The organism is Paenibacillus sp. FSL P4-0184, assembly GCF_038004625.1.
GTDB lineage: Bacteria > Bacillota > Bacilli > Paenibacillales > Paenibacillaceae > Paenibacillus_AQ.
In genome coordinates, this window is the sequence record NZ_JBBORN010000001.1 from 1,083,133 (window position 1) to 1,096,506 (window position 13,374).

Consider the following 13,374-nt stretch of genomic DNA (forward strand, 5'->3'; position numbering starts at 1 on the left):
ATTATTCATATTGTTATTCATCTGTCCTTACCCCCAAGTCAAATTATATTTTATTCAGTACCATTTCATCCTTAACATATCTCCAAAAGCATAATCCAACTATCCAGTTTCTGTCAACCAGTAGTCTTTTTCTGTAATCTTTTACTTACCTTATTCTTAGCTTATTTCAGCAATACTTTCAATTCAGCCGTCATATCGGACGCTTTTAACATAACGAAATCACTATAACCCTCCTTATACAGCAACTTCACAATGTAGTTGCCATTCTCAACTCCATAATTGAAACGATGATCTAAAATATCCGTTAATAGTGCCTTATCCTTCGTAACAACTGTACGATTCTTTTCACGTGCAAGCACTACTCTTTGTTCAGGACTCGTAGGATTCTTAGGTGTTTGCTTATCCATAAAGTCGTCTTTTACAATCTCTGCCGATTGGATATCTCCAGCTGTTATTCGTATTTTATCGGCATAGCCTTTTTCGTTCATCCACTTTTCAAGCTCATGGAAAGAAGACTTCCACGGATAATAATAACCATAACTTGAAGAAACTTGGTTGCTGTCATCTTTTGCCTTTACCTCTGTTTGGATACCAGCCATATCAGGTTTCCCGTCCTTATCTATCTGTACTTCGTAGGACATATTCGAAATTTCGCGTTTGATAATCTCTTTTAGCTCTGAAATTTCCTGAGGATCAGAGATGGCTACTTTTTTATTCCTGTTAGTAACCCACATATAATCCAGGTCTTTGTCTAAGAGAGCTAAATTATACTTTTCATACTTGTAAGCTTCGGTATCCTTAACCGCCTTGAGCTCTGATTCAAACCCCTTATTAGGGATCCAGTATTCCCTCACTAGCTTGTGACCGTTCTCCAATTGATAGGCGATGGTAAAATATTCATAAGCGTATTGTTGTGAGGTATGTTCTGGACGTACCGCAATTACCGCTTGATGAAGTTTACGGACAGCTTCTATATAATCTTTATCATCGGAAAAAGGGTCCTGCCCCATATAGGGTGTAGTAGTGTACAAATCATCCGTGGGGGTATACCAACGGTAGTTAGATCCCATATACACACCACTAATCTTATCACCGGAAGGTACTCTAGCTTCATACCCGGTAACACTTGATATCGGGATATACAGAAGTAACCCCAGCATTACTGCATAAACCGCAAACTCTGCTAACACTTTACGCGTCATAATCTGCCATGTTTTCCGAATAATCATTTCCGCAGCAACATAGCCGATAATGGCTCCAATGGCATATCCACTAATTACCCAGCCCATTTGCTGTTGCTTCATTTGTGCAAAATAATTCCCAGAAATAAGCATAGTACATAACATAACCCCTGCTTTAAACAGCGGGTTGAAATATCCAAAAGCAATAGCCTGACCCGCTTTTTCCGTATTACGTTTACGGTATAACAGGTAGGATAATCCAATAAATAAAAGGGACAATACTCCATAAATCCACAATTCTGTATTGGTAAATGGTTTGCCGGTAAAATAATACACGATATGAACAAACGGAGACCACATCTGCAAACTAGAATCACGGAAGTTTACATTTGCATTTGCATAACCATAAAGATACATGACTAAGTGGCTATTGATTAATGAGATCAGTACAACAGGAAGAATAAGCAAAATATAAATGATAATTCCCTGAAGAATAGATTGGCCCGTGCATATTCCCACAAAAACACTAAAGCAGAAGAGGAACAAAGTCAGAATACTAACTGTGATACACCATTGCCAAATATCTGCGCCCTGAAAAACATAAAAATTACCACTCCATCGCTTAACAACCGCAACCACCCCTGCAGTTAACCAAACCGGTACCAACAGTAAGGTAAGTCCACTTGTCAGATGAGCCGTAAATAAATGCTCTCTGCGTAAAGGCAGGCTATGCCATAGATCTGATGGAGATTTTGCCTGAAGGTATCGGAATAAAAAGAGTCCAGCAGCAACAGGGATCGTAATAATGAACAATGCTTGCACATTACCAGAGATGCGGAATAAATGATCGATTTCCTGCGGTTTTGCATTTGGATCGATACTCATGAACAGCTGCAATGGAAGTGCGAACATTAGGCCAAGTGCATATATAATCCCTATCCAGCCATGCTGGCGGAAGTTCTGGCGAATAATACTGCTATTAAAGTAGTATCGGCTGCGCGTCATATCCGACATCCCCCATTTCATAAATAAAGATTTCTTCTAACGTCAATGGAAGCAAATCGAACACGTATGGCTCGTACACCTGAAAAGCCGCTTTGATTCGTTCACGATCTCCTTTTACTATGTACAGGTTCACGCTCCCCCGGCGTTCTTGATGTAATATTTGCAGCTTCGCTGCTAACGGAATTTCATGCCGTTCATCTCGGAAGGCCACTTGAATCTTATGTGTATCCGCCTTAAGATCATCCAGATCCTTCTCAATCAGCATCTTCCCACCATGCATAATCCCAACATGATCACACAGATCTTCGATCTCACGAAGATTATGTGAAGAAATGATTACCGTCAGCTCGCGTTCAGCAACCTCCTGAAATAGCAGGTTTTTGATCTGACGCCGCATCACCGGATCTAATCCGTCAATCGGCTCATCCATAATAAGCACATCTGGCATACAGCTTAAACATAACCAGAATGAGGCTTGCCGCTGCATCCCTTTGGAGAAACGACTAAGCTTGCGCTTCTTATCGAGCTGAAATACGGTTCCCAAATCTTCAAAACGCTTCTGATTCCAGCTCGGATAAATCGAGCGATAGAAGGCCGCCATTTGCAGCATGGTGGATTGCGGGAAAAAGTAAGGAGCATCCGGCATAAAAATAACCCGTTGCTTAGTCGTCGGGTGTTCGAATACCGCTTCACCATCCACCTTCACGGTCCCTTTATCTGGAGAGAAAATGCCCGCCAAGGTTTTCAGCAGCGTAGTTTTACCCGCGCCATTAGAGCCGAGCAGCCCATAAATCGCCCCTTTACGTACCGTTAAAGAGATATCGTCGACTGCCTTCTCCCCTTGAAATAACTTACTGACGCCTCGAATCTCAATCATCACTTTTCCCTCCTTCTCTCTGCTTCTCCACTTGCTCATACAATGAACTAATCTCAGCTGCGGTGAACCCAAGGTATACCGCTTCCGCCATCAGTCTAAGCAACTCAGCACGTACTTCGGCTTTTTTAATCTCATTCTGTTCTTTTTTCATTGGGGCTACAAAACTCCCTTTCCCTTGCAGTGAATAGATATACCCCTCACGTTCCAATTCACGGTAAGCCTTCTGAATCGTATTGGGATTCACGGTTAGCTGTTGGGATAATGTCCTTACCGAAGGCAGTTGTTCATCAGTCTGCAAAATACCATGTAAAATCATCTCCTTGACCTTATCGGTCAGCTGCTCATAAATCGGCTTGCGACTGCGAACGTCCAATTCGAACATAACCATCCTCCTTTCACTGTCTTCCCTTAGTTCATGATAATGTGTATTAACTGTACTACTATTATTAATACAGTTCAATCTTTATGTCAACGCAAAAACCCCCACAGTTATAAAAACCTGTGGGGGTTTTTTCTCATGAATAGACACTTTATTAGCCTGAGGAGGTATTCATACTCTCGTCTCTTGATTCAGAAAAATTCGAGTGCGCTCCTGCTGTGGACGATCAAAAATCTGCTCTGGTGTTCCAGACTCCGTAATCTCACCGTTGTCCATGAAAATCACACGATCAGCCACATCACGAGCAAAGTTCATCTCATGAGTGACAACAATCATCGTCATATTCTCCTCAGCAAGTTGACGGATGACGCGTAGTACCTCGCCCGTGAGTTCAGGATCAAGCGCGGAAGTGGGTTCATCGAACAATAGAATATCAGGATTGAGCATTAATGCTCTCGCAATAGCAACCCGTTGCTTTTGTCCACCCGACAGCTTTGCAGGATACACATCCGCTTTTTCAGCAAGTCCTACCTTAGAAAGTAAGTTCTCACTTCTAGCCGTAATCTCCTTCACGCTCTCCCGTTTCAACATCCTTGGAGCTAGCTCTAGATTGCCCCGCACCGTTAAATGTGGAAATAGGTTAAAGTGTTGAAACACCATTCCCATGGACGCCGTGATCTCACGAATACTTGCTCCACTAGCATATTTTCCATTCTCCACGAGCGGCTTGCCTTGGATGAAGATGCTTCCACCCGTAATTTCCTCTAGGTGTACTAGACTACGCAGCATCGTACTCTTACCTGAACCTGAAGGCCCGATAACAGCGACGGCTTCTCCCGCCTGGATATTGAAACTAACCTTCTTCAACACATCCAATTTGCCGAAGGATTTCTGTAAATCACTTACTTCTATCATGTTACTCATATTCAGACAGTCCCTCTACTCGAATTTAAAACGTTTCTCCAGTGCTTTGAAGAATAAAGTGAGCACCAGCGTCATCAGTAAGTAAATCACTCCCGCCACTACAAAGGGGGTTACAGTAAAGTCTCGATTCACTGCTGTTTTGGCATAGTTCAGTAGCTCAGGTACAGCAACGGCATACAGCAAGGCCGTATCTTTGACCAAGGAAATCGATTCATTGGCCACAGCTGGCAAAGCTACCCTAAACATTTGAGCTAGAATTACCTTGCGCAGCGTTTGCCATTTACTCAGTCCGAGTACTTTGGCTGCTTCATGCTGCCCTTTATCAATGGAGAGCATACCCCCACGGAAGATCTCCGCGAAATAGGCCCCATAGTTAAGAATAAATCCAAGACTCGCCGCAACGAAGCGGTCCATGACCAGATATTGCCCAATCACCGGAATCTGTGGTAACCCAAAGCAAAAAAATAACAATTGCAGTAAAAGTGGTGTTCCCCGCATGACATAGATATAGGTATGTGCAATCCAAGCCACGGGCTTGATCACACTCTTCGCCATCAAAGTGACTAGGAACCCGAGCGGAATCGACACCAAAATAACAATAAGAAACAATAAAATAGTTGTACGCGCGCCTTCTAACATCGGCCCGGAAATTTGTATTATATAATCCATTTTCATTTCTCCAATAAACTCTGTATATTGACCTTCTATTTCAATACCTTATTCTCACCAAACCACTTCGTGGAGATCTTCTCAGCTGTTCCGTCGTTGTTCATTTCATCCAAAGCCTTTTGAAGTTCTTCCAGTAGTGCCTCATTACCTTTCTTAATTCCAATACCGTACTGCTCAGGAGCAAGCGATTCATCTAGTAGCTTAAAGGTATTAGGCTCTTTTGACATATAATATCTGGCTACCACTTCATCAATGACTACACCGTCCAGGCGCTTAGTCTTCAAATCTGTGAGCGCTAGCACATTATCCGGAAATTCCGACAGATTAGCAATTTGGTCTTTAATCGGATTAGCATTTAATGCATCGGCAGCGGAGGATAGACTTTGAAGTCCTACCTCTTTACCAGCCAAATCCTCAAGCTTTGAAATAGAGGAATCCGCTAATACGACTACAACCTGACTATTCTCGAGATAGGGCTTAGTGAATAATACCTTTTCCTTACGTTCATCTGTGATGGTATAACCATTCCAAATCATATCAATGCGCCCACTATTCAATTCTGACTCCTTAGCTGACCAGTCAATAGGCTGAAAAGTGATTTCTTTGCCCATTTTCTCAGCTGCAGCTCCGGCATAGTCGATATCAAACCCAACAATTTCATTGTTCTCATCTCTAAAGCCCATCGGAGCGAACTTATCATCAATCCCAATCACCAGCTTTCCATCCTTGCTCCCAGAAGACGAACAGCCTGATAAAGCTGCAATAACCATGATCATAAATAAAACTAAAAGTGCATTTTTCTTCATCTCTTTTATCCCCCATCGTTGACACAGTGCTGTGTGCTTTAGTTCGCTAATACGTTATCAGAGTATCATGATAACATGACAAATTAACTACGTCGATAGATTAGAGAAGTCTACATGTGTCAAATCTACAAAGATTTCAGACAACAAAAAAAGACGACAGATCAAATCTGCCGCCTCAACAATATAAATGATTTAATTTCACTATCAGATTTAGCGCTTATCGTTCCAAAAATTGTTAGGCTCCATATCTGAAGTAATAATATGAAACGCATAGCCTTCTTTCTTCAGCGCCTCTAGGATGCGTGGAAGAACTTTAAGTGTAGCCTTTTGATCATGCATTAGAATCACTGGGCTGCTCTTCTTCAGACTATGAACTTCTCTCATAACCGTATTATAGATGGAATTACTATCGTTCTTATATCTCCAATCCTCAGAGTCAACGTTCCAATCCCACAGATGGTACCCTTGAGTTAGTATCTTATCTCTATAAGCTTTTGTTAAATAAGGCTTACTACCATAAGGTGTACGAATCAGCGTTGTACTTTGACCTGTAATCTTCTTCAGAATTGCATTATCGTCATTCATCTCTTTCAACGCAGAAGCTGGAGAAGCATAAAATTTATCTTTCACATGTGTCATGCCGTGCAAAGCAGGTGCATGTCCATCTTTCACTAAACGTTTCACTTGAGACGCGTGTGCGTTCATGTTATTTCCTAACATGAAGAAGGTTGCCTTCGCATCATACTTCGCCAAGATATCAAGTAGTTGAGAGGTTGTAGCGGATGGGCCATCATCAAAGCTAAGATACACAACTTTCCCCTTTGTGCCTGTCGTCCCTGTAGGTACATTTTGTTGCAAAGCCTTTTTATGTTGATTCACGAATGCAGCATCATCTAATTTAGCCCCGGAATTATACACTCTTAATAAAGATTGAGCTGGCTTAAACGAAATTGAAAATCCAAGATGAGAGGTCATCTTTACAGGAACCATCGTTCTACCATTTTCCACAAATGTTTTCAGCGGAATAGTCTTTCCATTAGGGAGAAGAGCCGTTGCGTGATCATTCAGCAGTTCGATGGAACCATTGTTCCCTTGAACATGAATTCCAACACCCTGAAGGGTAAGATTCAGATTCAGTTCTAGGGACAAATCACGCAGTGAAACATAATATGTATCCTTTATCGACACTGCATCAATTTTAGTTAATTTATCGTTCACCCCTAATTTCAGGGATCCTGCCGCACCCGCTGCATTCACTGTATCTATCTCTCGTACCAAACCCGTACATACGAATAATACTATAAATAATAGCCACACTTTCTTTTTAAACATCTCAAAAAATCTCCCATCTCGTATATTTACCTATAACATTATCATAGATTAATAGATAGAAATTTGAGAGATTGTAACTTAATACAGAATAATTTGTTACCCTTTTTAAGACTTGCAGATATTTCGACAAAATTCATCAAATACGGATTTCGGCCAAATCCTGTCACACCAACAATAAATGGTTAAATTCCAATGCTTTTGCACAAAATAGATGTGTCCAAATTAGCAACTTTAGTAAATTATTGAACAAAGTTTGAACAGAAATAAATAACCATTAAACAGCGTGGCTACAGTGATCTTTATCATATCATTAGGAACTTGTAACAAATTGATCACACATATTTAACTTGATCGCCATTATTAAGGTCTATTATGGCTCATATGGAAAAATAAGTCTTTTGCTTTCTTTCTCATTAGTTCTTACTATATATGAAGGTAATGATGAGGGTTAATTAATAGAAGTATTGAAGGAAGGAGCTTAAGCATGAACAAAAAGGGACCGTTATACGCTTTATTTCTCAGCCTAATTTTACTCTTGCCAGGATGCAGTTCAATCGCTGTTCTGAATCCGAAGGGGCCGGCTGCGAGAACTCTGTCTGACACGATCATCCTCTCCATTGTTATGATGCTCGGTGTTCTAGCAGTTGTCTACATCTTATATGTCTTTGTACTTTTGAAGTACCGCGCTAAGAAAAGTAATGAAGATTATATTCCTCCTCACGAGGAAGGAAACAAATGGTTGGAGGCCATCTGGATTACAATCCCGATTATTATCGTGGCATTCCTCTCCGTGGTCACTGTCAAAACGACAGTAGATGTAGAAAACGTTGCAGCGGATTATAAAGATCAGAAACCGCTTGTAATCTACGCTTCCTCCTCCAACTGGAAATGGCATTTCAGCTATCCTGAGGAAGGTATTGAAACCGTAAACTACGTGAACATTCCAGTTCACCGCGCTGTCGAGTTCAGATTGTACTCTTTCGGTACGATCTCAAGTCTCTGGATCCCTCAATTGGGAGGACAGAAATATGCGATGAGTGACATGCTTACCACTCTGCATCTTTCAGCGGATACTGTAGGTTCTTATACCGGAAGAAATGCGAACTTTAATGGTAAGGGTTTTGCCCACATGGAGTTCGAAGCCCTTGCGATGACTGATAAGGACTATCAAGAATGGGTAAAAGATGTTAAAGAAACAGCAGGTCCATTAACTGAAGACGAATTCAAAAATCTTTTGAAAATGGAATATGTCGGACGCAAAACATACACCAACACTCACTTATCCTTTAGCCCTCCTCCGGGAGAACATGGCGACCATATGAGTAATAATGGTAAAGAAATGGATATGGATAATGGAACTATGGAACATCAGGATAATAAAGAAATTCATCCGTCTCCTGCACCATCTAGCGAGACAGAATTTAACAGTGAACCTAATCCAGAACTGGATGAACAGAGCACTACACATGAAGGACATTAGTCCATGTTAATTGAGCAACTTGAAAGGAGCGTTTCCTAATGGATTGGGATAAATTTAAGGTCCATGGCGAACCCCTGATTTACGGGGCTATGGCAAGTATTGTTTTAGCTACAATCGGGATTATCGTCGGCCTAACCTATTTTAAAAAATGGGGATATTTATGGCGCGAATGGTTAACTACCGTTGACCACAAACGTATCGGGGTTATGTATATCCTTGCTGCGCTACTAATGCTTTTCCGCGGCGGCGTTGACGCTATTATGATGAAGCTGCAAACCGCAGCCCCAGACATGAAATTTCTTGACGCACAGCATTACAACGAGGTATTTACAACACACGGCTTGATCATGATCCTCTTTATGGCCATGCCGTTTATTATCGGTCTGATGAACGTTATCGTACCGCTACAAATCGGTGCCAGAGACGTTGCCTTCCCACGTCTTAACGCTGTCAGCTTCTGGCTCTTCTTCTTCGGAGCAATGCTGCTTAACATTTCGTTTGTTATCGGGGGATCACCAGATGCTGGTTGGTCTGCATACTTCCCACTAGCAAGTATAGAGTTCAGCCCTACGGTGGGTAACAACTACTACTCGCTCGCGCTACAAATATCAGGTATCGGTACACTCCTCACAGGCGTTAACTTTATTGTAACGATTCTGAAGATGCGTGCTCCTGGTATGAAGCTGATGAAAATGCCAATGTTTACATGGTCCGTGCTAATCACGAACGTAATTATCGTATTCGCTTTCCCAGTGCTTACGGTTGCGCTCGCTTTGATGATGTTCGACCGGTTATTCGGCTCTCAATTCTTCACGATGGCCAACGGCGGTATGGATATGTTATGGGCCAACCTTTTCTGGGTATGGGGACATCCAGAAGTATATATCGTTGTACTACCTGCCTTCGGTATTTATAGTGAAATTATCGCCACCTTCTCCAAAAAGAACCTGTATGGATATACATCCATGGTCTTTAGTATGTTGATCATCTCCCTCTTGTCCTTCTTAGTATGGGCTCACCATTTCTATACAATGGGTCAAGGCGCTATGGTTAACAGTTTCTTCTCGATTACTACTATGGCCATTGCCGTTCCAACAGGTGTGAAAATATTTAACTGGCTATTCACCTTACGAAAAGGGCGAATATCATTTACGACACCGATGCTATATTCGCTTGCCTTTATCCCGATCTTTACGATTGGTGGGGTAACAGGTGTCATGCTGGCCATGGCCAGCGCCGATTATCAGTACCATAATACAATGTTCCTGGTAGCACATTTCCATTACGTTCTCATTCCAGGTGCTGTATTCGCCGTTATCGCAGGTTTCCACTACTGGTTCCCTAAAGTATTCGGCTTCCGTTTGAACGAACGTCTTGGTAAACATGCCTTCTGGTGGATTATTATTTCCTTTAACGTATCGTTCTTCCCACTGTTCCTTCTCGGACTTAAGGGAATGACACGTCGACAATACACTTATTCTGCGGATACCGGATTTGGTCCGCTCAGTATGGTCTCGTTCATAGGGGCGATAGGCCTTACAGTCGGATTTGTAATTCTGGTGTATAACATCTACTGGAGTACACGTTATGAACCAAGAGATACAAATGGAGATCCATGGGATGCACGTACACTGGAGTGGGCAACGAAAAGTCCGATTCCAGCTTACAACTTCGCAGTGGTTCCAACCGTAAAAACACGCGATGCCTACTGGTTCTCTAAACAAGACAACGTACCTCTATACGAAGACAAGATTACTAAGATTCATATGCCTAGCAATTCAGGCAAACCATTTATTCTGGGTGTTATCTTCTTCATTGCAGGATTCTCTCTGGTATTCAGTCTCTGGATTCCAGCCATTCTCTCTGGAGTAGGTATCCTCATCGTTCTAGCTGCTATGTCCTTCGACCGGGATCATGGATTCTACATCCCTGCAGAAGAAGTTATTGCTACTGAAAAGAAATTGCGGGGTGAGACAATATGAAAATAGATGCGTCTAAGCCGCTTGAATACTCAACAGAAGAGAATAGTAATAAAATCTTTGGCTTCTGGGTCTTTCTAGGAGCAGAGATTGCACTGTTCGCTACGTTGTTCACTGTTTACTTTGTAATGGTTGACCGTTTTGCCAGCGGCCCTAGCGGGCCGGACCTTTTTGAAATTGGTCCCGTGATGATCGAAACATTACTGCTGTTGACAAGCTCATTTACGATCGGTCTTGCAGTTCATGCTATGCGGCATGGTTACCAGAAAGCTATGATGGTCTTTTTCGGACTAACCCTACTCATGGGTCTCGGCTTCCTTGGTATTGAAATCATGGAGTTTGTCACTTATGTTCACGAAGGGGCTACACTTCAAACCAGCGGATTCCTATCCAGTCTCTTTGTACTGCTGGGAACACACGGAGCTCACGTATCGTTCGGGTTCCTGTGGGGTGCGGCTATCTTAATCCAGTTGAAGCGTCAAGGTATTACTCCGGCTACGGCCAATAAATCCTTTATCTTCTCGCTGTACTGGCATTTCTTGGACGTTGTCTGGATCTTTATTTTCAGCTTCGTCTATCTGAAAGGACTGATGTAGCATGATGAAGCAACTGTTTCCAATTCGCCATGTGATGGGTTTCTTAGCCTCTCTTGTCCTTTCTGTGGCTGCACTTGCTGTAATCTACCTTGATCTATCTAATAGTGCGAACATGGCTATCCTGCTTATTACAGCGCTCATTCAGGCTTCCCTGCAGCTCTTCCTGTTCATGCATATTGGAGAATCAGCTGATACCAAGAAAGAACTCTACCTCAATATCGCCTATGCCTTATTCGTTGGCTTAGTTACGATCTTTGGTACGCTCTTCATCTTCGTATGGGGCTGGTATGCTTAACTCCATTCAATAACACACAAAAGGACGTCTCCAAAGCCTAAATGGCTCTGGGACGTCCTTTTTTTCATTTCGCGTTATAATTTAAATCGCGCTAAAGTCTTCTGCAGATCTTCCGCCAGCACCGCTAAATACTGAGCTGATGCGGACATTTCCTCCATAGCAGACAGTTGCTGCTGACTAGCTGCGCTGGTGTCCTGAACACCCACTGCCCCTTTATTGGATATTGCATTGACCTGTTCCATTGCTGCCGCTACACCTTGTGACTCTAAGGAGACATGCGCAACCGCCTCTCTAATCTCTTCCGTCTGCAGCGTAGCTTCTTTAATAGAACTTTGAATCTCATGAAACGCTTGAGATACGAGCTGACTTTGAGCTACGCCGTGAGAGACTAGCTCGGAGCCGAAAGCCATTGATTCTACTGCTCTTTCAGTTTGCTTTTGAATATGCGTAATAATATCCGTTACTTTCAGTGAACTGTTTCGCGTCGCTTCTGCAAGACCCCGAATTTCTCCAGCAACTACAGCAAAGCCACGTCCATGTTCTCCAGCTCTCGCTGCTTCGATAGAAGCATTAAGCGCCAGCAGGTTCGTCTGTGTTGCAATTCCGTTAATCGTAGTAATAATTGTATTTATATCCTGAGACAGCTGCCCAAGGTTACTAATAATCTCTTGGCTCTGAGTTACGCCGGAGTCGATTTCCTTCATCTGTTCAATGATGTTATCTACGGCGATTACCCCTTGATCTGTTGAACCAGAAGCGACTCCCATAAGGTCGGACATTTCAAAACTGCTACTTTCTACGGCCGAAATATTATTGGTCATAGCTTGTATAGACTGAGATGTACGATTAATGCTTTCCGTCTGTTCATCAAACCCTGCTGCAATCTCTCCAGAAGCTTCGGCGATCATTTGCGAAGCCAACGAGGTCTGCTCAGCACTAGCGCTCATCTCTTGCGATGAGGCTGATAACAATTCTGCACTCTCCGCAATGCCTTGCATCATCTTACGTAAGCTCTCCAGCATATTGTTAAATGAGCTATTAATTTGGCCGATTTCATCCTTTGCGGTATACGTTGCTGTGACGGTTAAATCTCCATTTTCCGCCCGCTTCATTAAACCTTGCAGTTCCTTAAGAGGTTTCGTAATCAGTCGAATGATTGCAACACTAAGTACGATACAAATGATCCAAGAGAACGATATCAACACTATACTTTTAGTCTTCATGCTCTTAGCGGTAGCCGTAGACTCTGAATTATGATCTTCAGCTCCCTTTAGCAGCGAATCGCTTATTCCTTTAAGCATATTGATCATTTTCTCACGAGAATTACTAAACTCACCTGTGAATACTTGAAAGGCCTCTTTGCTACCTTTGCTATCTGCTACCTGAATAATATTATCTCTTTGTGCACGATAGTCTGTTAAGGAGGACTCATATTCCTTTATTTTACTCACTACCGCACTATCATTGTACTGGACGGTCTTCAACTTGTTCAAAAGATTACTATTTTCCTGAACTTTCACCGCAATGCTCTCTTTCAGTTGTTTGTTCTTGTTTACATCAACGCTCATCAAGCGCTCCAAGAGAAAAGCTTCAATGGCCCGATTGTTTGTACGCATTTGTCCCACGTAAGAAACAGGCAACAAGTTTTCATTATACGTCTCTGTTGTTTTTTGAGCCATTTTGTCCATGGTGATAAAGCCAGTTACCCCCACAATGTTCAACATGACTACAGAAAATACCAATAGAATCCCAATTTTGAATTTCACTTTCATATTCTTCATCTGCACTCCGCCTTCACATGATCTTACTAACTATCTATTTTTATCGGTAAGAAAGGCGAATAGTGTGATG

The 13,374-nt window shown here is 42.3% G+C and carries 12 protein-coding genes; 4 read left to right on the forward strand and 8 right to left on the reverse strand.

Features of this window, described 5'->3' with window-relative positions:
* Nucleotides 1-161 precede the first annotated feature (161 nt).
* The 7 genes from MKY52_RS04630 to MKY52_RS04660 form a co-directional block, all read right to left on the reverse strand.
* On the reverse strand, nt 162-2,186 hold the full coding sequence (locus tag MKY52_RS04630; RefSeq protein ID WP_341050110.1) for a hypothetical protein: 2,025 nt from the start codon (nt 2,184-2,186) through the stop codon (nt 162-164).
* A complete protein-coding gene (locus tag MKY52_RS04635) occupies nt 2,161-3,063 on the reverse strand; it encodes an ABC transporter ATP-binding protein (RefSeq protein WP_341050112.1) in 903 nt (300 codons plus the stop codon). The genes MKY52_RS04630 and MKY52_RS04635 overlap by 26 nt, the downstream gene beginning before the upstream one ends.
* On the reverse strand, nt 3,056-3,445 hold the full coding sequence (locus tag MKY52_RS04640; protein ID WP_076283874.1) for a GntR family transcriptional regulator: 390 nt from the start codon (nt 3,443-3,445) through the stop codon (nt 3,056-3,058). The genes MKY52_RS04635 and MKY52_RS04640 overlap by 8 nt, the downstream gene beginning before the upstream one ends.
* A gap of 168 nt (nt 3,446-3,613) precedes the next feature.
* Nucleotides 3,614-4,366 carry an amino acid ABC transporter ATP-binding protein gene (locus MKY52_RS04645; protein ID WP_445670978.1) on the reverse strand — a complete coding sequence of 251 codons (753 nt, stop codon included), beginning with the start codon at nt 4,364-4,366 and terminating at the stop codon, nt 3,614-3,616.
* 15 nt (nt 4,367-4,381) lie between these two features.
* Nucleotides 4,382-5,041, reverse strand: a complete 660-nt coding sequence (locus tag MKY52_RS04650) for an amino acid ABC transporter permease (RefSeq protein ID WP_149646444.1) — start codon at nt 5,039-5,041, stop codon at nt 4,382-4,384.
* 29 nt (nt 5,042-5,070) lie between these two features.
* On the reverse strand, nt 5,071-5,841 hold the full coding sequence (locus MKY52_RS04655; RefSeq protein ID WP_076283872.1) for an amino acid ABC transporter substrate-binding protein: 771 nt from the start codon (nt 5,839-5,841) through the stop codon (nt 5,071-5,073).
* 210 nt (nt 5,842-6,051) lie between these two features.
* Nucleotides 6,052-7,173, reverse strand: a complete 1,122-nt coding sequence (locus MKY52_RS04660; RefSeq protein ID WP_341050115.1) for a polysaccharide deacetylase — start codon at nt 7,171-7,173, stop codon at nt 6,052-6,054.
* Between the two features lie 484 nt (nt 7,174-7,657).
* Here MKY52_RS04660 and qoxA point away from each other — a divergent pair, with 484 nt between their 5' ends.
* The 4 genes from qoxA to qoxD are packed head-to-tail and all read left to right on the forward strand — an operon-like array spanning nt 7,658 to nt 11,523.
* Nucleotides 7,658-8,653, forward strand: a complete 996-nt coding sequence (qoxA, locus tag MKY52_RS04665; RefSeq protein WP_076283870.1) for a cytochrome aa3 quinol oxidase subunit II — start codon at nt 7,658-7,660, stop codon at nt 8,651-8,653.
* A gap of 38 nt (nt 8,654-8,691) precedes the next feature.
* Complete coding sequence (qoxB, locus tag MKY52_RS04670; RefSeq protein ID WP_042185110.1) at nt 8,692-10,635, forward strand: cytochrome aa3 quinol oxidase subunit I; 1,944 nt, start codon at nt 8,692-8,694, stop codon at nt 10,633-10,635.
* Nucleotides 10,632-11,228: a cytochrome aa3 quinol oxidase subunit III gene (gene qoxC / locus MKY52_RS04675; protein ID WP_076283869.1), complete on the forward strand. Its 597-nt coding sequence runs from the start codon at nt 10,632-10,634 to the stop codon at nt 11,226-11,228. Before qoxB ends, qoxC begins: the two co-directional genes overlap by 4 nt.
* 1 nt (nt 11,229) lies before the next feature.
* The gene (gene qoxD, locus MKY52_RS04680; RefSeq protein ID WP_179085737.1) at nt 11,230-11,523 is read left to right on the forward strand and encodes a cytochrome aa3 quinol oxidase subunit IV; all 294 of its coding nucleotides are present in this window, start codon (nt 11,230-11,232) and stop codon (nt 11,521-11,523) included.
* A 74-nt stretch (nt 11,524-11,597) separates the two neighbouring features.
* Here the strand turns inward: qoxD and MKY52_RS04685 are convergent, their stop codons facing one another.
* Nucleotides 11,598-13,304: a methyl-accepting chemotaxis protein gene (locus tag MKY52_RS04685; protein ID WP_341050117.1), complete on the reverse strand. Its 1,707-nt coding sequence runs from the start codon at nt 13,302-13,304 to the stop codon at nt 11,598-11,600.
* Nucleotides 13,305-13,374: the final 70 nt, after the last annotated feature.

Bases quoted from the DNA above. Each gene is read 5' to 3' on its own strand.
- MKY52_RS04645 (WP_445670978.1), bottom strand. From the start codon at position 4,366: ATGAGTAACATGATAGAAGTAAGTGATTTACAGAAATCCTTCGGCAAA.
- MKY52_RS04655 (WP_076283872.1), bottom strand. From the start codon at position 5,841: ATGAAGAAAAATGCACTTTTAGTTTTATTTATGATCATGGTTATTGCA.
- MKY52_RS04685 (WP_341050117.1), bottom strand. From the start codon at position 13,304: ATGAAGAATATGAAAGTGAAATTCAAAATTGGGATTCTATTGGTATTT.
- MKY52_RS04650 (WP_149646444.1), bottom strand. From the start codon at position 5,041: ATGAAAATGGATTATATAATACAAATTTCCGGGCCGATGTTAGAAGGC.
- MKY52_RS04640 (WP_076283874.1), bottom strand. From the start codon at position 3,445: ATGTTCGAATTGGACGTTCGCAGTCGCAAGCCGATTTATGAGCAGCTG.
- qoxD (WP_179085737.1), top strand. From the start codon at position 11,230: ATGATGAAGCAACTGTTTCCAATTCGCCATGTGATGGGTTTCTTAGCC.
- MKY52_RS04635 (WP_341050112.1), bottom strand. From the start codon at position 3,063: ATGATTGAGATTCGAGGCGTCAGTAAGTTATTTCAAGGGGAGAAGGCA.
- qoxC (WP_076283869.1), top strand. From the start codon at position 10,632: ATGAAAATAGATGCGTCTAAGCCGCTTGAATACTCAACAGAAGAGAAT.
- MKY52_RS04660 (WP_341050115.1), bottom strand. From the start codon at position 7,173: ATGTTTAAAAAGAAAGTGTGGCTATTATTTATAGTATTATTCGTATGT.
- qoxA (WP_076283870.1), top strand. From the start codon at position 7,658: ATGAACAAAAAGGGACCGTTATACGCTTTATTTCTCAGCCTAATTTTA.
- qoxB (WP_042185110.1), top strand. From the start codon at position 8,692: ATGGATTGGGATAAATTTAAGGTCCATGGCGAACCCCTGATTTACGGG.
- MKY52_RS04630 (WP_341050110.1), bottom strand. From the start codon at position 2,186: ATGACGCGCAGCCGATACTACTTTAATAGCAGTATTATTCGCCAGAAC.